This window comes from Caloranaerobacter sp. TR13 (assembly GCF_001316435.1).
Classification (GTDB): Bacteria; Bacillota; Clostridia; order Tissierellales; family Thermohalobacteraceae; genus Caloranaerobacter.
This window is the reverse complement of the sequence record NZ_JXLL01000001.1, coordinates 290366-310985: the sequence shown is the minus strand read 5'-3', so window position 1 is coordinate 310985 and position 20620 is coordinate 290366. Positions and strand designations below refer to the sequence as shown.

Below are 20620 nucleotides of genomic sequence, written 5' to 3'. Positions count from 1 at the left end.
TTATTCCTATACTCCTCTTTCGTCTGGGTTCCATATGATTTTGTGTAATTGAAGTTGAAACCTAACATCTAATCTGTCTTGTAATATCCAGCTTACAATTTCTTTTGGTTCAATCATATTATAGATTGGTGAAAATGTAATAATACCTTTTTTATAGTATTTTTTTATAATTTCTTTACACCAATTGTAGTCCTCCCAAGTCCCTATTACAAACTTTATCTCATCATTATCTCTTAGGTAGTTAAAATTGTTCAATTTCATTTTCTTATGTTCATTTGATGTTGGAGTTTTAATATCCATAGTAAATCTATGTTTCTTAATAAGCTTATATTTACTTATATCTACTGAACCGTTTGTTTCTATATTTACTTCATAATCAGCTAATTTTTCTAATAACTTTATAATATCCTTTTGTAACAAAGGTTCTCCACCAGTTATACATATTCTTTTATAATCAAAATTTTTAATTTTATCAACTATTTGCTCAATAGTCATAAGATTACCATAATTATATGAATAAATTGTATCACAATAGCTGCATCTTAAGTTACATCCAGTTAACCTTATAAAAATAGTAGGCAACCCAGTTGAAATACCTTCTCCTTGTATACTTAAAAATATCTCATTTACTCTTAACATATACAACTACCTTTCTAAAGTTGCATAGCTTGTTGGTGTCTCCCAGAGCACAACCTTTTTAAGGCAACATTTATCATTTTTTATTGCATTATCGATTTCGTTAAATATCCAAAGTAAAATATTTTCACAAGTTGGATTAAAATCAAATACTTCATTTAAATATTTGTGATCTAGTACATTAATAACTCTCTCTTTTACTATATCCTTTAAATCATTAAAATCAATTACAATACCCCTGTTATCAATTTCTCCTCTTATTGTAATTTCAAGCTTATAAGTATGACCGTGTAAATATTTACATTCTCCATCATAATCTTCTAGTTTATGTGCACTATCAAAAGTAAATATTTTTGTTATTTCTATTGTTCTATTCATCAAATTTCTCCTTTCATATCTATTATTGCATTATACAAAATAGTCATTAACCCAGCAAGCTCCTTTAAGGCATTCCCTCAATAAACAAGTAAAATCAAGAATAATAAAAGGCTACTTATTTAACAGCAGCCTACTTAACATCATCAAAATATTATAAAAACACAAAGTTTTCTATCTCATTACTAATTTATCACATTACATTAAGAAGTTCAACCATAAGTTCTATATCATATACTATGTTTATTATATAAAAATCTTTTTTACATACTCAGACGTCATAACCTTCAATATGCCGCCATAAGTTAGCTTAAACTCTATAATATCTCCAACATAGTAATCATTCTCACATTCTGTAATATCTAAAATCAAATGGTCACTACTTGCACCTAATATTTCAATATTTTTATCATAAGGTATAATGTCACCCAAATCAATATCTTGCTTTCCTATTGCACAAATAGCTCTCTTAACTATACCCCTATCAACAAAGGAAGGCTTATTACCAAAAGCATCCATACCTATTTCTCCTATTGGAACTGAAGGCTTTTCTTTAACCTCTATAATCTCAACAATTAGTTTGAAACAGTCATCATAAGTATTATGTATATTTTTGCCAAATGCTGTTTCTCTGCCTAAAACTATTGATTCACCTAATCTTAATTGATTTACATCTTTTGGCATTTCACCAGTTTGTAGCAAATATAAACTACTCGAGTTCCCTCCTGAAATAATATCTAGTTTTATATTAAACTTCATTTCAATATCTTTTTTTATTTCAACTAATCTACTTAAATTCTCATATTTTGGTATTACTCCTCCATAACAAGTAAGGTTTGTACCAATACCTATTAATTTTATACCGTCTAGATTTAATATATCCGATACTACTGAAAATATTTCTTTTTCATCAAATATTCCTTCTCTCAAATCTCCTAAGTCAATCATTAAAATTATTTTATGATTTTTATTTAATTCTACAGCTTTTTTTGATAATTCTTTTATTGTTTTTAGCTCTGAGTTCAGAGATATATCAGAATATCTTACAACATCATCTACTTCGCTTATCATAGGAAGTCTAAGTAGCATTTTAGGAATTTCAATTTCTCTTAATTTAATCAAATTTTCTATTCTTGAATCGGCTAATATTTGTACTCCACCATCTACCATTATTTTTGCTATTTTTGGTTCTCCACAAAATACTTTTGTCACACCAGCTACATTTATCTTATTTTTTTCACATAATTCAACAAGCTTTTCAGTATTGTGCTTAATTTTATCCAATGAGATCTCTACACATGGGTATCTCATTTTAGTCCTCCTTTCAAATAAACAAAATCTTCGTTTGGATAGATCAAGGTAAATTTTGTTGAAATCCATAAACGAAAATTATATTTGAAATTATCCAAAATTTTATATGGAATATAATTTCCTATGGATTATAAAATGAGGGCAATGCCCTCTAATTAATGTTTAAACTTTCTTTCAATAACTTAATTGCAGCTTCAGGATATTTTTTAGACAATACACCTAATGAAGCCATAATATAATCATTATCTATTAAAATCTTAGCTTCTTTGGTAGGTAATAATTCATTACCTTTATTACTAAGTGCAATCTTTTTTAAAATCTCAACTCTATTTGGCAGTCTAGTCAATGCTCCTCCAGTACCAATAATGTATTTCACATTTGTTAAATCTTTTCCTTCAGCAATAGTTTTTTTACCATTTGGACCATATAAATGTCTAAAGCGTCCACAATGTCTCTTTACCGCAGTTATAACAGCCTCTAATGTAAGTTCTTCAACAAATCTTTTTTCTAATTCTGTTTCTGGTATAGGTTTATAGTTACTCATCAAATCTAAAACAATTTCTTCATTTACATCAAGCTTATCACTCAACTTATCTATACCTAATCTTTCTATAACATTCTTCATGTTTACATATACGCCTAAGTCTCCTTCAACTGTTCTCTTAGCTAAAGGTTCTGGACTTATTAGCATCCTATTTATTTCATCACTACCTTCTGTTACTGAATGAACATCAGTTGTTGCACCACCAACATCAACAGTTATCAAATCTCCTATTTCATTATATAGTAGCTTTGAAGCTACCATTACTGCACCTGGTGTTGGAATAATGTTACCAGTTACCATTTCACGTACTTTTCTCATTCCTGGAGCGTTAGTTATGTGTTCTTCAAAAACTTTCTGAATAACTCTTCTAGTTGGTTCTATATTAAGTTGATCTATTTTAGGGTATACATTTTCAACAATATATAGTCTCGTATTAGTACCCTCGAAAATATATCTAATATCATCATGATTTTCTATATTACCTGCATAAATAATAGGTATTTCTAAACCTAATTCTGCAATCAATTCCGCATTATATAGTGCTGTATCTCTCTCTCCGTAATCTACTCCTCCAGCTAATAGAATAATATTAGGTCTAATTGCAACTAATTTCTTTAAATCACTTTTTCTTAGTCTACCTGCAGTAATCTGATGAATATTAGCACCTGCACCTAAAGCTGCTTCCTTAGCGGCTCTAACAGTCATATCATAGACAAGTCCGTGTACAGTCATTCTTAAACCGCCTGCAGCACTGCTAGTAGCAAGCAATTCATCATATTCAATTTTACTTGCCCCAATATTTTTTCTTAAACTTTCAATAGCTCCTTTTAAACCAATATTAACATCGCCTTCAAGTACAGTTGTTGGAGCTTGCCCCTGCCCAACAAAAGTTGGACAGGAGCTAAATATTCCATCAAATGCATTCACTACAGTTGTTGTACTTCCAATTTCCGCAACTAAAACATTAATTCTCATTTCCTAATTTCTCCTTCATTTCCCTACGTTTCTTTACTAAGAAAGTAGCTACGTGTACACCTTTAGTTCCTCTACCAAACCCTGCATCAACACCTTGCTCTACTGCTAGTTCATTTGAAACCTGAGTTCCACCACAAATTAATATAATCTTATCTCTAATTCCTTTTTCAATGCAAAGCTCATGTATTTTTTTCATATTTTTATAATGCACATCATCGTGACTGATAATTGTTGAAGCTAATATTGCATCTGCATCTAATTCTATAGCAGCATCTACTAATTTCTCAACAGGCACAGATGTTCCTAAGTAATGACACTCAATACCATACTTTTCAATTCCACCATGCTTAATATCTATTATTTCTCTTAATCCTACTGAGTGTTCATCTTGACCTACTGTAGCTGCAACAATTCTCATTGGCTTTGCTTCAATTTCAGCTCTTATTTCTTCATCAGACATTACTTCTGGTTTTGGTGGAATAACTAATTTGCTAGTATCGATTGTAAATGGAACTCTACCTTTTAACTCTATTCTTGTACCTTCTGCTAACTGCATGATTTCTTTATGAATAACTTCAACATCTTCTAGTCCCATTCGTTTTCCTATTTCGACAGCAGCAACTTCTGCAACCCTCTCCTCGGTTGGCAAGAATAGAGTAATCTGTATAATTCCATCACCTTGCCATTCCATTTCAGGTTTTATTTTACTAGTTTCTCTAAGTTCTCTTGTTTCTTCTAGTCTCTTATATACATTATCATTTTCATCCAACTCATCTATAAAAATGATTTTGTCTGGATTTTCAAATGTACATCCATCAATAAGTTTTGAAGGATTATCTACAGCACTTTCATCATATTGAGCTATATTATTATATCCAAAATGTGCTGTCACAGGTGCCATATAATCTTCTTCTCTTTCAACTACTGTACCAGCACCTATACCTCCATCAATTTTTCTTACTATACCATCACCGTTTCTTTCTGGATAATATCCTGAATCTACAAAGAAACCTAATTCAACAGCTTTAAAATATCCACCAACTTCTAAAATTTCTTCCATAAATAATACTGCTCTCTCTTTTAATTCTCTAACCTTTTTAGCTAGTTCTCCTTCATGTCTCCTAAGCTGTACCATTTCCTTAAGACCATCCATACCAATAAGAGCTTGTTTAGCTGTATCACATGCTTCCATATTATAAATATGCCATGGTACATTTCTACCTTCATCAGGTGTAATAGTTGATTGTATATCAGCTCTTGTTAATTTAGAAATAAGCAAGTTTAAAACATGTGTTACAGTTGCTTCTCTAGTTGATGATTCCATATATTTTGTATTCATTTGTGCTCTCATTTTATACTCTTTAAACAACTCTCTTAAAGCAACTGCATAAGGTAAATCCAATCTCATACAAGGAGCTGGTGGTGCTGTTGGTGGTACTGTTGAAAGACAAATATTTTCTTTTTTCATTCCAACTTTTACTGAAAACATTGAGTTAATAGCATGTTGAACCATAAGCTCTGGCATAACTTTCCAAGCTTTAATAGCTGTTGCATTAGCATTATGAGCACCATCTATCTGTGCCATATCTGCCCAAACCATCACTCTTTTTGCAACTGCTGCGTCAACGAAAGATCTAATCATGTTAATATTTCTGTAAAGAACATTATATTGAGGGTCTTGATGTGCACCATTTACCCCTTCTTCTGCGAACATAACAGCTATTTCTGGACCAGCTACTCCACTTACGTATGAATGGTAATTTATAGGTCTTCCTACTTCTTCTTCGATTATATCAAGTGCTTTTCTTTGTGCTCTAACTTGTTTTCTTGTAACAGGTATACCACCAATACCTTGTGGAGTACCTTCGATAAGACCATCAAAATGACTCTGTCCTGCAGTTCTTATTACCATTATATGATCAGCACCATGCCAAGCTGCCATTCTCATACGTCTAATATCATCTTCAAATCTACCAGATGCAATTTCTGTTGTTATAATACTATCAGGCTGTGGATCTATTTCATCAAAACTTTTTGCAGCAGGCAGTGGTTGGCTCTGTTTTAAAGGTTCTGAAGTATCATAATACTCAAATTCACCTATTTTTCTTTTTTGTCCTGTTCCCTTTCTCCAAGTCCAGCCTCTTCTTTTCGGTCTATATTTATCTAAATCTTTTAAGATGTTTTCAATATTTAATTTTTCATTTGGTTTTAACTGCATTAACGCTCACCTCCTCTAAAAATGCTAACAACTTCATCCCACATTTCTCCTTCAGCAAGTTTCAAACCAGCTTCACGGATATCCATACCTTTTTCTTTAGCTAGTCTATATACTAAATGCCCTGCACCTTTACCTAATAATCCTCTATCAACCGCTCCTTCAACAATAGCTTTAGCTTCTAAACTTGAAAAGCCCATTCTTAATAGTACTGCCCTTTCAATCGAAGGAGAAGTATGCTTATATGCTAGCTCAATTAATGGATCGACTATTTTCTCTGCTAACTCCCAAAATCTTTTTTCTAATTCTTCTTCTGTTAAATCTTTTAAATGCTGTCTTCTAGTTTCAAAATCATCTGGTCTTTTCATAAATGCACCTCCAATAATTAGTATTTAACTCCTAATTCATTTAAAATTTGTTTTACAAATTCCTCATTTGATTTTGTATCTTCTACTAAGAAATCTATATCTTCTTTAGTTACATAATTAATTTTTGTTGTCTCAATACAATTTTTAATATACGATTTCTTAATTTTATCAAGATCTAAATCCCTAGCCTTTATTAGACTTGGATGACTTGGTAAAATAATATTTTTTCCAGGTACTTCATCATCTGGATTGCCAATAATAATATCTACACCATTCTGTTTTGCAAATGTCAACTGAGGTTGAATATGTTTTCCAGCACCTGTATATTCAGTTTCTTGTGCTACTATTATTTGGTCTTCATCTAGCTCTTGAGCTAATGCAAAAGCAGCAGCTAAAGATGTGTTCCCAGCAGGACCCCTTTCTAATCCTTCCAATTGTGCCAATGCTTCAGTGATATAAAACACTTCTCCTTGATTTACAGTCACATATCTATCCATATATCTCAAAGGTCTCGCTGCAGATCTAGGTACATCTGACCTATCAGGCCATGTAGCAAAAGGTATGCCAAATCCTGTATGTCCAGTAGTAAAGGATTTTCTATTAAATTGTGTATCACTAGCCATATGAAGTCCTTTTAAGTTTACGCTTGCTCCTACTATTTTTACATCATAAGCTCCAGCTTTTATAAGTCCTCTAGCAGTACCTGTTAAGTTACCACCGCCTGCATTTGTTGCTACAACAACATCTGGGTCTCTACCTACTAACTCTCTAAATTGCATTGCTAATTCATAACCTAAAGTTTCTACTCCTGCAATTCCAAATGGCGTATATAATGATGCGTTAAAATAACCAGTTTCCTCTAATAGTTTTAAAAAGGTATAAAATAATTCTGGTCCTACTGTCAACTGCAAGACTTCAGCTCCATATGCTTCACATTTTCTTGCTTTCTCTATAATCTCAGGTTGACCAATCCCTCTTGAATCATAGCACTCCTGAACTATTATACATTTAAGTCCCTTCATTGCTGCTTGGCTAGCTACTGCTGCACCGTAATTACCACTTGTAGCTGCTATAACTCCTTTGTATCCTAACTTCTTAGCATGATAAATACTTGTTGCAGCTCTCCTTGCTTTAAAACTTCCAGAAGGATTACACGCTTCATCTTTAATAAATATTCTAGCCCCCTTACCTTTAGGTGCTAATTTTCTAGCTAATGCTGTTAAATTTTTCAATTCATATATCGGTGTATTTCCTACTCCTGTTTCGTTCTGTATTTTTTGTATTTCTTGTAAGCTATAACCTGTTTCTCTCATCATTCTTTCATAATCAAATGCTATACCTTTACTTTCAAAACGTTCATAATCAATACCAACAGCTTTTTTCATTATTTCATTTCTTCTAGACATAACACCTTGATAACTCATATCTCTATTCATTATCTTCACCGCCTTCGAGGATGCCACGCAATTGTCTACCGATAAACAGTAATTCTGGTATGCATTTTCCATAATCATGGCTATAATATGGATTTATTTCTACTAGCTTCCCTTTGATTTTCCTGCCAATATATGTTTCTATTTCTACTTCATCACCAATTTTAGCTTCTTCATTTAATAAAAAACCTTTAACCCACATTTCTAAAGGAACTTTCTTAGTATCGTCAGGAACTTGCGGAGCTCGTTCTTCAGGTTTAAGAACTATATTATAAACTCTTACCCAATCTCCTTTTTTTGCCTTATTCATATACATCCCTACCTTTTTATAAGTTCTCTCATATCACCCATAATTGCTCTCGGAACTGGTAAATCTAACATAGTTTTTAATCCAGAATCAGCATTAATAACATGAGGTATCATATTAACACACATAGCTATCGTTCCAATACCTCCTGGAATTTCAGGCTTGATTTGCATACTTATGTTAGGTGTACCTTTTATCCAAATATAATCGCCAGTTTCTACTCCTTCTTTTTCTGGTAATATTTGCTGTGGATGCTCCATTTCAATTTTTAATTCATCACCTACATAACCATATCCCATTTGTTTGCATCCTGCTACATTTCCAGGCTGTACTTCTGCATATTTAGTTTTTCTATATACATTTGAAATTATTGGTTCTTTAGTTTGTTCAATTTTACTAATTTCCCAGCCTATTGCGTCAGCTATCATATTTATAGATTCTGGGAAACCAACATGACCAGCTAGTGTACCATCTTCAACACCCTTATTAAATTCGTCTACTGTAGTTCCAACTCCTTGCTCTGTCATAACTGCTGGGCCAAAAGGTGATAAGTCATTAATTCTTGATGCCTTTATATGTTGAACTTCTTCACATGCACCAGTTAAAGCTATTACTAATAAATCCATAATAAATCCAGGATTTATCCCTGTACCTAAAACTGTGACACCGTTTTCCTTTGCTATTCTATCCATCTCTTTAGATAATTCTGGTGATTGAGCCATTGGATACGCCATTTCTTCTGCTGTTGAAATCACATTAATCTTTTTCTCCAAACAGAATTTAATTTTATCAAAAGCATTTTTTGTAAATGAATCTGTTGCTAAAAGTACTACATCAGCACATTTTTCAGTAATTACATCTTCAATATTTTCCTTAATAATAACCTCTGGTCTATTTCCTCTTTCCACTCCCAAAACTTCATACATACTCTTATTAACTCTTGCTTCATTCCTATCACAAACTCCTACTATCTCAACACCTTTCTTCTTAAGTAGCATTTCAGCCATTCCACTTCCCATAGCACCAAAACCCCAAATTATAACTTTTACATTTTCCATAAAAACACCTCCGAATTTAATTTTTATTTTATCGTCATTAGTATTATGCAATTAACCTGCCAATTTTCTTTTTTTTAAACAAATTATTTTTTCGCTAATTTTCAACATATTTTTTTGTTAAATCTAAATATTCTTTATATTATAAATCTACAAAAAATAAAAAGCGCAAATAATTTTGCATGTACATGCAAAATTATTTGCATCTAAAGTTTTATATTATATTTTTTAATTTTATGCTGCAGGGTCTGCCTCTTAATATTCAATTTATTTGCTGCTTTAGTAATATTATTACCAGTTGATTTTAATGCATACATTATTAGATTTTTTTCAATTTCTGAGATGATTTCTGGTAATGAATTCTCTAAATTTATTTTATCTTTAATATCGATAATTTCTGTATTCTCTTCAATAACATATGAAGGAAAATGCTCTTTCTTGAGAACATGCTCATCCTTAGATATGAAATTTATAGCTCCTTCTATTAAGTTTTCTAATTCTCTAACATTACCTGGCCATGTATAATTTAAAAACTGTTCATAAACATGCTCCGATAACATCCAAACATCTTTATTAAGTTTCTTGTTATATTTTCTAATAAAATAATCACATAGCAATTTTAAATCTTCTTTTCTCTCCCTTAAAGATGGAACTTTTATTGAGATAACGTTCAAACGATAGTATAAATCCTTCCTTAAAGTACCTTTTTCTATAGCAATTATCGGATCTTCATTAGTAGTGGCTATTATTCTTACATCTATCGGTATATCTTTAAGACCACCTATTCTTCTGATATACCCTTCTTGTAATACTCTCAATAGTTTAGATTGCAACGTCAATCCCATAGAATTGATCTCATCTAATAATAAAGTTCCTCCATTAGCTTGTTCAAATAGACCTGGTCTGTCAAGCGCTCCTGTAAAGCTACCTTTTACAGTACCAAATAAAATACTTTCAAGTAAAGATTCTGGTAATGCTGCACAATTCTGTGCTATAAAAGGTTTACTCTTTCTTTTTCCACAATAATGTATACTTTGAGAAAATAGTTCCTTACCTGTTCCTGTTTCTCCATATATTAGTACTGTTGAATTTGACAATGAAGCCTTTCTAGCAATATCAATTGCTTTCTTTATTTCATTACTATTACCTATAATATTTTCAAAAGTATATCTTTTTATGCTAGGCTTTACACTTTCTCTATCTTTCTTAAACAGTTCTTGCTGTAAGTCAATTACTTGTTCAGACAACGCCTTAATTTTAGTTATATCTTTTGCAATTTCTAAAGCGCCAGCCTTTTCATCATTAATAAATAACGGAATTGTAGTATTCATTGTTGTAATCTTATTCCCTTTATAATTTAAATATGTCTGATTTCTATTAACTATTGGTCTGCCTGTATTCATTACTGTAAGTAAAGTGCTTGAATTTTCATCAAGACTAGGAAATATATCTAGTATATTTTTATCTAACACTGTTTCTTTATCCAAACCTTCTAATCTAGCCATTGCATCATTATATAAAATTGTATTACCTTTATTGTCAATAACATGGATACCCTCATCTATATACTGCAAAATATTTTGCAGTACTAACTGTAATATTTCCTCTCTTTTCATACTATCAACCCTTCATAAGATTAAAAAGATACTGCATTATAATATGCAGTATCTTTTTCAATATTCCCTAATATAACGGAAAACTGTCACATAACTTTTTAACTCTTTCTTTAATCATGTCCCTGGAATTTGATTCATCTAATGTTAAATTGATTATTTCAGCAATTTCTACCATTTGCTCCTCTTTCATTCCTCTTGTAGTAACTGCAGGTGTACCTATCCTTAAACCACTAGTAACAAAAGGACTTTCTGGATCAAAAGGTATAGTATTTTTATTAGTAGTTACTCCTACTTCATCTAATAATGCTTCTGCTTTTTTACCAGTTAACCCTTTATTTCTTAAATCTATTAAAATTAAGTGATTATCTGTACCACCAGAAACTAATCTAAAACCTCTTTCTATTAAACTTTCAGCTAATACACTTGCATTTTTAATTATCTGTTTTTGATATTCTTTGAAATCTTCTTCTAGAGCTTCTTTAAAACTTACTGCTTTTGCTGCAATTACATGCATTAATGGACCACCTTGTAGTCCTGGGAATATAGCCTTATCAATTTTCTTTGCGTATTCTTTTTTGCAAAGTATTACTCCACCTCTTGGACCTCTTAAAGTCTTATGCGTAGTAGTTGTTACAAAGTCGGCATAAGGAACCGGACTTGGGTGTAATCCTGCTGCTACTAAACCTGCAATATGAGCCATATCTACCATTAGATAAGCTCCAACCGCATCTGCTATTTCTCTAAACTTTTTAAAATCTATTACTCTAGGATATGCACTAGCACCTGCAACAATTAGTTTTGGTCTTTCTCTTTTAGCAATTTCCATTACTTCATCATAATCTATCATTTCTGTATCTTTATTTACTCCATAAGAAATAAAGTTAAAATATGTACCTGATATATTAACAGGACTTCCATGTGTTAAATGCCCACCATGAGATAAACTCATACCTAAAACTTTATCACCAGGTTCTAATACTGCAAAATAAACTCCTAAATTTGCATTTGCTCCAGAATGTGGCTGTACATTAGCATGTTCAGCATCAAATAACTTTTTTAATCTTTCTCTTGCTAAATCTTCAACTATATCTACAAACTCGCATCCTCCATAATATCTTTTACCAGGATATCCTTCTGCATACTTATTTGTTAGTTGGCTTCCCATAGCTTCCATAACTTGTGGAGAAACAAAATTTTCTGAAGCTATTAGTTCTATTTTGCTACGTTGTCTGCCAATTTCCTGTTCAATGGCTTGCATAACTTCAGTATCAAAATTTCTTAAATTACTAAAATCCATATTACTTCTCCTTTCTATAATAAATTTAAATAAAGTATTGTTATTTTTATAATCCATAGGAAATTATATTCCTTATTAACTTGAAGATAATTTAGAATATAATTTCCGTAATGGATTTCAACAAAATTCTCCTTAATTTATTTTATTAATTGAAAATTTTGCTCTTTTTGCTTATAATATACCTTTGTAAATATAAAATACAGTATGTTATATAAAAGCCTATCAAGTATATTATACTAAAATATTTTCAAAATAGGAAATTTTTCAACAAATTTTTGACTTTAAAATAAATTGAAAGAAAGGTAAGTGTTGCTATGGAATCATTAAACGATGTAAAAAAACTACTAGTTATGGCTATTCTAGCCGGTAAAGTCATGCTAAAAAACGGAGCAGAAACTTACAGAGTTGAAGATACTATAAAAAGAATCTGTAAATCACGAAATATAGATTTCGCAGAAGCTTTTGTTACTCCAACTGGTATATTTTTATCTGTAGAATATAGAGGAGAAATATTAACTTATATAAAAAGAATAAAAAATATTAGATTTGATCTTAACAAAATTGCACTTGTTAACGAATTTTCAAGACAATTTGTAAATTCTAATATGTCTATAGATAAAGGTTTTGAAATATTAAATGATATTGATAATATAAAAACCTATCGCAAAAGCGTAAGACTTACATTCGGTGGATTTGCAGGTAGCTTTTTCACTTTATTATTTAAAGGGAGTTTTACAGATTTCATTTCAGCTTTTGTTATAAGTTCTATTGTAGTTTTAGTTATGGAATACTTAAGTAAAAAAAATTTTACTTTCTTTCTTTCTAATATTGTAGGCAGTTGTATAGCAACATTACTATCTATTATATCTGTTACTTCAGGTTTTGGTACAAATATGGATAAAATTATTATCGGTTCTATAATGACCTTAGTTCCAGGTGTTGCAATAACTAATGCAATCAGAGACTCAATTGGTGGGGACTTTCTTTCTGGTGTTTCAAGAGGATTAGAAGCTATAATAGTTGCATTAGCAATAGCCTTTGGAGTGGGAGCTACTCTAAAATTATCTTTTCTATTGTTTGGAGGTATGTAAATTGATTTATATAAAAGAGTTTATTTATGCTTTTTTATCCACATTAGGATTTTCAATTATTTTTAATATTCCAAAAGATTCTATTATAAAATCAGGAATCACTGGTGCATTAGGTTGGGTAGTCTATCTTTTTATAAATATCAATTACTCTTCAAAAGTTGCAGGCGCATTTTTAGGAGCTATAACTGTTGGTATGATAGGAGAAATTATGGCAAGATTATTTAAAAAGCCTGCAACTGTATATATAATACCTGGAATAGTACCACTTGTACCAGGAGCCGGCATGTATTATACGATGTTGTCAGTCATTGAAAAGAATTTTATTCAAGCTGCTAATTTTGGTAGTGAAACACTATTTATAGCAGCATCTATATCAAGTGGAATTATTATTTCTACTACTCTAAATAAAACTATATTTAGTTTGAAAAAAAACTGCTAATTTTTTAGCAGTTTTTTTAATATAATCTATTTTGTATACTTAAGCATAGTATCAATCAGCTCTTCTATTACTTGATCACCTTTATTTTCATCTAGATAGCCTTTAATACAATTTTTCATATAGTTCTCTAAGATTAGTCCACCGACTTTATTAAGCGCAGACCTAGCTGCAGCTATTTGTATCAAAATATCACCGCAACATTTATCTTCATTAACCATACGTTGAATACCTTTTATCTGACCCTCTATTCTTCTTAGTCTAACTATAATATCATTAGTATTCTTTATAACTTCCATTTTTACCTCCTTATTTGCATTTCTTTCACTTTAAAATTCTAACCATTTCAAATTTATAATCTTCATTCTTTTTAATTTTTTTATCATACAATTTTAAAATTATAAACGAAAAACCTAAGAAAAATAATCCTGTTATAAAACCTAAATTTTCATAATTACTATACCCCATATTTTTAAATAAATATATACTTAAACTTATTCCCAATAACATAAAAACAAGTGGTAATACATACACCAAAAATGCTGATTTTAAAACTATATTCGTATTCATTCTAATCTCTACATAATCTCCTGGTTTTGCCCCTAATGTATTCTTGATAGTCGTCTTTATTCCAGGTACACTACATCCCCCTTTACAACTAGTACATTTATCACCACAAGAAGAAACTCTTCTTACTATAACTTCAGCCTTATCTCCATCAACCCTACTTATAAAACCTATTTGATCCACTTTTTAAACCTCCCAAATATTTTTATTTTCATTACTCTTTATATTCTATTAAATCTTTCACAACCTCAGAAGCGATAATCAAACCTGCGACTGATGGAACAAAGGAAATACTTCCTGGTATTTGTCTCCTTTCAGCACAAGTTCTATCTTTATTTGGACAGATACAATCTGTCTTACAATTGCCTCCAACTAATTTGGGTTTTATAGGTTTTTCCTTGGAGTATACTACCTTTAAACTTTTTATACCTCTCCTTCTCAATTCTCTTCTCATTACCTTGGCTAACGGACAAACGGACGTATTGTATATATCATCAACCTCTAGCATAGTAGGATTCAATTTATTGCCTGCTCCCATACTACTTATTATAGGTATTCCTCTTTTTTTACATCTCTCTATTAAATCTAATTTAGAAGATACCATATCTATAGCATCAACAACATAAGAGTATGAGTCTGAAAGTAACATTTTAGCACTTTCAGCATTATATAGTTCCTTAAAAGTTATAACCTCAGCATTAGGATTTATCTCTAACACTCTATCTCTCATTATTTCTACTTTTGGTTTTCCAATAGTTTTCCTTGTAGCATGAATCTGTCTATTTATATTAGTCAAACATATATCGTCATCATCTACCAGTACAAATTTACCTACACCCGCTCTAACTAAACCTTCAACAACAAAAGTGCCAACTCCACCAATACCAAAAACTGCAACAGTACTATTTTTAAGTTTTTCTAATCCTTCTGTACCTATTAACATCTCTGTTCTTGAAAATGCATGCAACATATCTTACAACACCTCTTTAAAACAATTCTAAATTTTAAATTATTAATACTAAATTTAATAGTCACTAAACCAAAAATAAACAATTACATTAATTAAATTTATCTTATTAAATAATAGCATAGTTTAATATCTTCATCAATAAAAGAATCTTTGATTCTTTAAGTCTTAAGCTTTCTTAAAATATATATTAATTATCTATATAATCCTTAATAATATCTAAGTTCTTAATATATATTGTATTTCTATCATAATCTATTAATCCTTCCTTTTTCATTTTAGACAATTCTCTAGAAAGTGATGGTCTCTGAACTCCAATTTTTTCAGCCCATTCTTTCTTGCTCATATTTAACCTAATCTTAAGCGTATTCTGTACACAATATTGATTAACTAAAAACTCTATTATCTGCTGCCTTATAGTCTTCATAGTTACAGATTTTAGTTTCGTTCCAATAATTAAAATTTTATTAGATATTGATCTTAATAATTCATTTGAAAAATTCATATCTATCTGGCAAAATCTTAATACTAACTCTTTATCCATATGTAATAATATTACATCTGTCTTCGCCTGTACCATCATAGGATAATTATTGCAATCGGCAAACAGTAAGTTCCCACCTATAGTATCTCCAGTTTTAAACTCTGAAACTGTTAATACTTTACCATTTTCATCTATCGTTTTTATAGTTACAATTCCTTCAAGAATCATATCAAAACTTCTACATTTTTGATTCTGTAAATATATTATTGTTCTTTTTGGATAATCTTTAATTTTGTAATTATTTTCATTAAATAAAGCGATAATATCTTTATCTGAAAAATTCTTAAAGAATTTTGTCTTCTTTAATACTGGAATGTACTCTAACAATTTCATTTATTGCCCCTCTTACAACTAGATTCGTAACATAAGTTACAGAATTATATTTATACTGAAATTATAATATAAAAGTGAAAACAATAAAAGGAGGATTTTTCTATGATAGAAAAAGTTTTTAATGATGAAATTCTTGAATTTTTTGTAGTAAAGGCACCAAATCCAAAAGAAATGGAGAGATAAAAAATGGATCTTTTTACTATACTTTTATGGATCATTACTATTGTACTTTTTATAATTTTTTTAGGTAAAGACAAGAAAAAAACTATTAATTCAGTAAAAATGGCTAAAAAGCTAATGAAAAATATGATAGGTGAAATCATAGCAGTTCTATTTTTAATTGGGTTAATTTTAACATTTATTCCTCCACATATTATAAAAGACTTTATGGGAACTTCAAAAGTAATATCATCTACTATTGTTTCTGCTTTAATAGGTAGTATAACATTAATTCCAGCTTTTGTTGCTTTTCCTCTAGTTGGCTCTTTAGTTGACAGAGGTGCAAGTATAATTCCTATAGCATCTTTTTTAACTACTTTAACAATGGTTGGAATCGTTACGTTTCCTTTAGAAAAGAAAAACTTTGGTACAAAATTTGCGGTAATAAGAAATACTTTAAGCTTTATCTTTGCTCTATTTATTTCTTTCTTAATGGGGGTACTAATATGAATAATATTTTAGTGAAAATCAAAAAAAATAAACTATTAACTCTTGTCAGCTTAATTTATTTAGTACTATTTTGGGTAAATACAGATAAAGCTATCTTATCAGTAAAAAATAGTATATACTATGTAAAAGAAATGTTAGAAATAATGCCTGCGATTTTTGTTATAACATCTCTAATAGAAAAAAATGTTCCTAAAAATGTTATAATAAATAACCTTGGAGAAAATTCAGGAATTAAAGGTACTGTACTCTCATTTATTCTTGGTAGTTTTTCAGCAGGACCTATATATGCTGCATTTCCTATATGCAAAACTTTAATTAAAAAAGGAGCAAGTATTTCAAACATAGTAATAATATTAAGTTCATGGGCCGTTATTAAAGTTCCTATGTTATTAAACGAAGCAAAGTTTTTAGGAATTAAATTTATGTTTTTAAGATGGATTCTAACTATAATTTCAATTTTATGTATGTCTTATTTAGTTTCATTACTTGTTGAACATGCTAACACTCCAAATACAGAGAAGAAAATAATTGAATTAAGCTAAAATAAGCTGGGGTATTTTCCCAGCTTATTTTTCATTATCAGGTTCAACATTTATGTGTAGTTCTTTTAACTGTTCATTTGAAGCTTCAGATGGTGCATTTGTTAATAAACAAGTTGCATTTTGTGTTTTAGGGAATGCAATTACATCCCTTATGTTGTCACTATCTGTAAGCAACATTATTAATCTATCAAATCCATATGCAATACCTCCATGAGGAGGAGTACCATATTTAAATGCTTCAAGTAAAAATCCAAATTTATTCCATGCTTCTTCTAAAGTAAAACCTAATGCTTTAAACATTCTTTCTTGTAACTGAGAATTATTGATTCTTATACTTCCACCACCAATTTCATCTCCATTAATAACAATATCATAAGCCTTTGCTCTTACTTTTTCAGGTGCAGTTTCCAAAAATTCTATATCTTCATCTACTGGATGTGTAAATGGATGGTGCTTAGCTACATATCTACCCTCTTCCTCATCATATTCAAAAAGTGGGAAATCAGTTATCCATACTAATTTAAACTCATTTTTATCTATTATATCTAATCTTTTAGCAACTTCTACTCTTAAATGTCCTAATGCATCAAATACTACTGAAGGTTTATCTGCAACGAACATAAGTAAGTCGCCTGTCTTTGCTTCCATTCTTTCTAAAATAGCTTCAATTTCATCTTCACTTAAAAACTTACTTATTGGAGATGTTACACCATCTTCAGTCACTTTTATCCAAGCAAGACCTTTAGCACCATATGTTTTTACAAAATCTTCTAGTTTAGAAATTTCTTTTCTACTAAATTTTTCAGCACATCCATTAAAATTAATTCCTCTAACATTGCCCCCATTACTGATAGTTCCTGAAAACACCTTAAAATTTGAATTCTCAACAATGTCAGATATATTTTTTAATTCAAATCCAAATCTTAAATCAGGTTTGTCAGAACCATATCTCTCCATTGCTTCGTTATAGCTCATTCTTTTTATAGGTAATTCTATTTCAATTCCTTTTATTTCTTTAAAAATCCTGTATAGTAACTTTTCATTAATACTAATCACATCATCTACATCTACAAATGACATTTCTATATCTATTTGTGTAAATTCAGGCTGCCTATTAGCTCTTAAATCTTCATCTCTAAAACATTTTACTATTTGATAATATCTATCCATACCTGATACCATTAATAATTGTTTAAATAACTGTGGTGACTGAGGTAAAGCATAAAATTTGCCCGGATTAACCCTACTAGGTACAAGGTAATCTCTCGCACCTTCTGGTGTTGTTTTTGTAAGCATAGGAGTCTCAACTTCAATAAAATTATTTTCATCCAAAAAATCTCTTACAATTTTTGCTGTTTTATGCCTAATTTTTAACTTTTGCTGCATTGATGGTTTTCTTAAATCAAGATATCTATACTTTAATCTCATAGCTTCTGAAACATCATCATTATCTTTTATATAAATAGGTGGAGTTTCTGCTTCATCTAATATTTTTAGTTCCTCTGCAAATACTTCTATCTCCCCTGTTGGTAAATTCTCATTTATAGATTGTCTTTTATAGACCTTTCCTTTTACTGCAATTACATATTCACTTCTAATCTGATCTGCTTTAGTAAAAGCCTTTTCTGATACATCATTATCAAAAACTATTTGAACAATTCCTGTTGTATCTCTTAAATCCACAAAAATTAAACCACCTAAATTTCTTCTTTTTTGAACCCAGCCCATTAGCACAACTTCTTTACCAATATCTTCAACTCTTAAGTTGCCACACATAGTAGTACGTCTTAGCTTGCCCATTGTCTCTCCCATTATCTATTACCTCCTTGCTCTTTAATAAATTTAGATATATCTTCAATCTTAATATCAATTTGCTGACCAGTATCCATATTCTTGATTTTTACTAATCCTTTATTTAGTTCATCTTCTCCTAGCACTAATGTAAATTTAGCATCTAGTTTATTTGCATATTTAAATTGTGCTTTTATACTTCTTCCTAAATGATCTTTCTCTGATGATATTCCTTCTTTTCTTAAATTATAAAGTATCTTAAAAGCTTCTTTTTCTGCATTCTCACCTATTGCAATAAGAAAAACCTCTAGTCTCTTAGGTTTAGGAATTTCAATGCCCTTATTTTCAAGGGTTAACAATAATCTTTCAATACCCATACCAAATCCAACACCTGGTGTTGATGGTCCTCCAATTTCTTCAACTAGCCCATCATATCTTCCACCACCACAAACAGTCGATTTAGCTCCTATTTCAGTAGAAATAAACTCAAAAGCTGTTTTCGTATAATAATCTAACCCTCTTACAATTTTTGGATTTACAATAAAGTTAATATTAAGAATTGACAAATAATCTTTAAGTTGTTCAAAATGACTTTTGCACTCATCACATAAATAATCAATCATCAAGGGTACATCTTTTAGTTCATATTGACATTTTTCATTTTTACAGTCAATAATTCTCATTGGGTTTTTTTCATATCTCACTTGACATGTTTGGCATAAGTTTTCCAGTTTATTTGACAAGTAGTTTTTAAGTATCTCGTTATATTCTTTTCTGCATTTTGGACAGCCTACACTGTTTATATTAAGCTCTATATCCTCTATTCCTAATTTTCTATAAACTGACCACACTAAACTTATAACTTCAGCATCTATAGATGCACTATTTGAGCCAAAAACCTCAACTCCAAATTGATGATGTTCTCTTAATCTTCCCTTTTGTGGCCTTTCATATCTTAAAACCGGAGTTATGTAAAACACTTTAGTTGGTTGTGGTTCTGCAAACAACTTATTTTCTACATACGCTCTTACAACAGAAGCTGTTCCTTCAGGTTTTAGCGTTATACTCCTTCCACCTCTATCTTCAAAAGTATACATTTCCTTTTGAACTACATCAGTTGTCTCACCAACACCTCTTTCAAATAGCTCTGTATGCTCAAAAATTGGTGTTCTTATTTCTTTATATCCAAACTCTTTACATGTCTCCCTAAATAAATTTTCTAAATACTGCCATTTGTATGAATCAGCAGGTAATACATCTTTTGTACCTCTTGGTGCTTTCATAATCATCGTTACCCCTCCTTAGAATATGTTATAATGTGTTAGAAAAAAACCTCTCATCACTGTCCAAACTTTATGACAGGGACGAGAGGTTAAATCCCGCGGTGCCACCCTTATTGGGTAAATAATACCCCACTTTAATACCATTAACGCTGGTTTACGAATAGCTCTACTAACTTTCAAGCTACCTACTCCAGAGTGTCTTCGTTAGATGTAAGCACCGGATTCCCACCACCGCCGGCTCTCTTAAGCTCAGTGACCTAACTAC

21 protein-coding genes and 1 other annotated feature (1 of these 22 only partly in view) are annotated in these 20620 nt (G+C 30.6%); of the genes, 4 read left to right on the top strand and 17 right to left on the bottom strand.

What is annotated here, in order from left to right:
- Positions 1-6 precede the first annotated feature (6 nt).
- The 11 genes from TR13x_RS01445 to glyA form a co-directional block, all read right to left on the bottom strand.
- Positions 7-639, bottom strand: a complete 633-nt coding sequence (locus TR13x_RS01445; protein WP_054870102.1) for a radical SAM protein — start codon at positions 637-639, stop codon at positions 7-9.
- 6 nt (positions 640-645) lie between these two features.
- Positions 646-1014, bottom strand: a complete 369-nt coding sequence (queD, locus tag TR13x_RS01440) for a 6-carboxytetrahydropterin synthase QueD (protein WP_200905799.1) — start codon at positions 1012-1014, stop codon at positions 646-648.
- A gap of 243 nt (positions 1015-1257) precedes the next feature.
- Positions 1258-2322, bottom strand: a complete 1065-nt coding sequence (gene orr, locus TR13x_RS01435; protein WP_054870101.1) for an ornithine racemase Orr — start codon at positions 2320-2322, stop codon at positions 1258-1260.
- A 151-nt stretch (positions 2323-2473) separates the two neighbouring features.
- Complete coding sequence (locus TR13x_RS01430) at positions 2474-3841, bottom strand: GlmL-related ornithine degradation protein (protein WP_054870100.1); 1368 nt, start codon at positions 3839-3841, stop codon at positions 2474-2476.
- Positions 3831-6059 carry a D-ornithine 4,5-aminomutase subunit OraE gene (oraE, locus tag TR13x_RS01425; protein ID WP_054870099.1) on the bottom strand — a complete coding sequence of 743 codons (2229 nt, stop codon included), beginning with the start codon at positions 6057-6059 and terminating at the stop codon, positions 3831-3833. The genes TR13x_RS01430 and oraE overlap by 11 nt, the downstream gene beginning before the upstream one ends.
- Positions 6059-6424: an ornithine aminomutase subunit alpha gene (locus TR13x_RS01420; protein ID WP_054870098.1), complete on the bottom strand. Its 366-nt coding sequence runs from the start codon at positions 6422-6424 to the stop codon at positions 6059-6061. The genes oraE and TR13x_RS01420 overlap by 1 nt, the downstream gene beginning before the upstream one ends.
- A gap of 17 nt (positions 6425-6441) precedes the next feature.
- The gene (gene ortB / locus TR13x_RS01415) at positions 6442-7860 is read right to left on the bottom strand and encodes a 2-amino-4-oxopentanoate thiolase subunit OrtB (RefSeq protein ID WP_054870097.1); all 1419 of its coding nucleotides are present in this window, start codon (positions 7858-7860) and stop codon (positions 6442-6444) included.
- Positions 7853-8167 carry a 2-amino-4-oxopentanoate thiolase subunit OrtA gene (gene ortA / locus TR13x_RS01410; protein ID WP_054870096.1) on the bottom strand — a complete coding sequence of 105 codons (315 nt, stop codon included), beginning with the start codon at positions 8165-8167 and terminating at the stop codon, positions 7853-7855. The genes ortB and ortA overlap by 8 nt, the downstream gene beginning before the upstream one ends.
- 8 nt (positions 8168-8175) lie before the next feature.
- Entirely contained in the window at positions 8176-9222 is a 1047-nt protein-coding gene (gene ord / locus TR13x_RS01405; protein WP_054870095.1) for a 2,4-diaminopentanoate dehydrogenase, read from the bottom strand.
- Positions 9223-9425: 203 nt separating this feature from the next.
- Positions 9426-10835, bottom strand: a complete 1410-nt coding sequence (locus tag TR13x_RS01400) for a sigma-54-dependent Fis family transcriptional regulator (RefSeq protein WP_054870094.1) — start codon at positions 10833-10835, stop codon at positions 9426-9428.
- A 67-nt stretch (positions 10836-10902) separates the two neighbouring features.
- Complete coding sequence (gene glyA / locus TR13x_RS01395) at positions 10903-12132, bottom strand: serine hydroxymethyltransferase (protein WP_054870093.1); 1230 nt, start codon at positions 12130-12132, stop codon at positions 10903-10905.
- Between the two features lie 314 nt (positions 12133-12446).
- Between glyA and TR13x_RS01390 the strand changes: the two genes are divergently transcribed.
- The gene (locus TR13x_RS01390) at positions 12447-13223 is read left to right on the top strand and encodes a threonine/serine exporter ThrE family protein (RefSeq protein WP_054870092.1); all 777 of its coding nucleotides are present in this window, start codon (positions 12447-12449) and stop codon (positions 13221-13223) included.
- Position 13224: 1 nt separating this feature from the next.
- Positions 13225-13662: a threonine/serine exporter family protein gene (locus TR13x_RS01385; protein ID WP_054870091.1), complete on the top strand. Its 438-nt coding sequence runs from the start codon at positions 13225-13227 to the stop codon at positions 13660-13662.
- Positions 13663-13688: 26 nt separating this feature from the next.
- Here the strand turns inward: TR13x_RS01385 and TR13x_RS01380 are convergent, their stop codons facing one another.
- From TR13x_RS01380 to TR13x_RS01365, 4 genes are all read right to left on the bottom strand, one after another.
- Positions 13689-13958 (bottom strand): metal-sensitive transcriptional regulator, encoded by a 270-nt coding sequence (locus tag TR13x_RS01380; RefSeq protein ID WP_054870090.1) that lies wholly within the window; start codon positions 13956-13958, stop codon positions 13689-13691.
- A 25-nt stretch (positions 13959-13983) separates the two neighbouring features.
- Positions 13984-14409: a SoxR reducing system RseC family protein gene (locus TR13x_RS01375; protein WP_054870089.1), complete on the bottom strand. Its 426-nt coding sequence runs from the start codon at positions 14407-14409 to the stop codon at positions 13984-13986.
- A 31-nt stretch (positions 14410-14440) separates the two neighbouring features.
- Complete coding sequence (locus TR13x_RS01370; protein WP_054870088.1) at positions 14441-15196, bottom strand: ThiF family adenylyltransferase; 756 nt, start codon at positions 15194-15196, stop codon at positions 14441-14443.
- Positions 15197-15383: 187 nt separating this feature from the next.
- A complete protein-coding gene (locus TR13x_RS01365) occupies positions 15384-16070 on the bottom strand; it encodes a Crp/Fnr family transcriptional regulator (protein WP_054870087.1) in 687 nt (228 codons plus the stop codon).
- A 186-nt stretch (positions 16071-16256) separates the two neighbouring features.
- Between TR13x_RS01365 and TR13x_RS01360 the strand changes: the two genes are divergently transcribed.
- Both TR13x_RS01360 and TR13x_RS01355 read left to right on the top strand, forming a co-directional pair.
- Complete coding sequence (locus TR13x_RS01360) at positions 16257-16739, top strand: permease (protein ID WP_054870086.1); 483 nt, start codon at positions 16257-16259, stop codon at positions 16737-16739.
- A complete protein-coding gene (locus tag TR13x_RS01355; protein WP_054870085.1) occupies positions 16736-17281 on the top strand; it encodes a permease in 546 nt (181 codons plus the stop codon). Before TR13x_RS01360 ends, TR13x_RS01355 begins: the two co-directional genes overlap by 4 nt.
- A 24-nt stretch (positions 17282-17305) precedes the next feature.
- Here the strand turns inward: TR13x_RS01355 and aspS are convergent, their stop codons facing one another.
- Positions 17306-19093 (bottom strand): aspartate--tRNA ligase, encoded by a 1788-nt coding sequence (aspS, locus tag TR13x_RS01350; RefSeq protein WP_054870084.1) that lies wholly within the window; start codon positions 19091-19093, stop codon positions 17306-17308.
- Positions 19093-20361, bottom strand: a complete 1269-nt coding sequence (gene hisS, locus TR13x_RS01345) for a histidine--tRNA ligase (RefSeq protein ID WP_054870083.1) — start codon at positions 20359-20361, stop codon at positions 19093-19095. Before hisS ends, aspS begins: the two co-directional genes overlap by 1 nt.
- Positions 20362-20429: 68 nt before the next feature.
- Positions 20430-20620 (bottom strand) — a binding site (T-box leader) (it continues 22 nt past the right edge of the window).

Coding starts and splice junctions, on each gene's coding strand:
- TR13x_RS01445 (WP_054870102.1), bottom strand. CDS start 639: ATGTTAAGAGTAAATGAGATATTTTTAAGTATACAAGGAGAAGGTATT.
- queD (WP_200905799.1), bottom strand. CDS start 1,014: ATGAATAGAACAATAGAAATAACAAAAATATTTACTTTTGATAGTGCA.
- orr (WP_054870101.1), bottom strand. CDS start 2,322: ATGAGATACCCATGTGTAGAGATCTCATTGGATAAAATTAAGCACAAT.
- TR13x_RS01430 (WP_054870100.1), bottom strand. CDS start 3,841: ATGAGAATTAATGTTTTAGTTGCGGAAATTGGAAGTACAACAACTGTA.
- oraE (WP_054870099.1), bottom strand. CDS start 6,059: ATGCAGTTAAAACCAAATGAAAAATTAAATATTGAAAACATCTTAAAA.
- TR13x_RS01420 (WP_054870098.1), bottom strand. CDS start 6,424: ATGAAAAGACCAGATGATTTTGAAACTAGAAGACAGCATTTAAAAGAT.
- ortB (WP_054870097.1), bottom strand. CDS start 7,860: ATGAATAGAGATATGAGTTATCAAGGTGTTATGTCTAGAAGAAATGAA.
- ortA (WP_054870096.1), bottom strand. CDS start 8,167: ATGAATAAGGCAAAAAAAGGAGATTGGGTAAGAGTTTATAATATAGTT.
- ord (WP_054870095.1), bottom strand. CDS start 9,222: ATGGAAAATGTAAAAGTTATAATTTGGGGTTTTGGTGCTATGGGAAGT.
- TR13x_RS01400 (WP_054870094.1), bottom strand. CDS start 10,835: ATGAAAAGAGAGGAAATATTACAGTTAGTACTGCAAAATATTTTGCAG.
- glyA (WP_054870093.1), bottom strand. CDS start 12,132: ATGGATTTTAGTAATTTAAGAAATTTTGATACTGAAGTTATGCAAGCC.
- TR13x_RS01390 (WP_054870092.1), top strand. CDS start 12,447: ATGGAATCATTAAACGATGTAAAAAAACTACTAGTTATGGCTATTCTA.
- TR13x_RS01380 (WP_054870090.1), bottom strand. CDS start 13,958: ATGGAAGTTATAAAGAATACTAATGATATTATAGTTAGACTAAGAAGA.
- TR13x_RS01370 (WP_054870088.1), bottom strand. CDS start 15,196: ATGTTGCATGCATTTTCAAGAACAGAGATGTTAATAGGTACAGAAGGA.
- TR13x_RS01365 (WP_054870087.1), bottom strand. CDS start 16,070: ATGAAATTGTTAGAGTACATTCCAGTATTAAAGAAGACAAAATTCTTT.
- TR13x_RS01360 (WP_054870086.1), top strand. CDS start 16,257: ATGGATCTTTTTACTATACTTTTATGGATCATTACTATTGTACTTTTT.
- TR13x_RS01355 (WP_054870085.1), top strand. CDS start 16,736: ATGAATAATATTTTAGTGAAAATCAAAAAAAATAAACTATTAACTCTT.
- aspS (WP_054870084.1), bottom strand. CDS start 19,093: ATGGGAGAGACAATGGGCAAGCTAAGACGTACTACTATGTGTGGCAAC.
- hisS (WP_054870083.1), bottom strand. CDS start 20,361: ATGATTATGAAAGCACCAAGAGGTACAAAAGATGTATTACCTGCTGAT.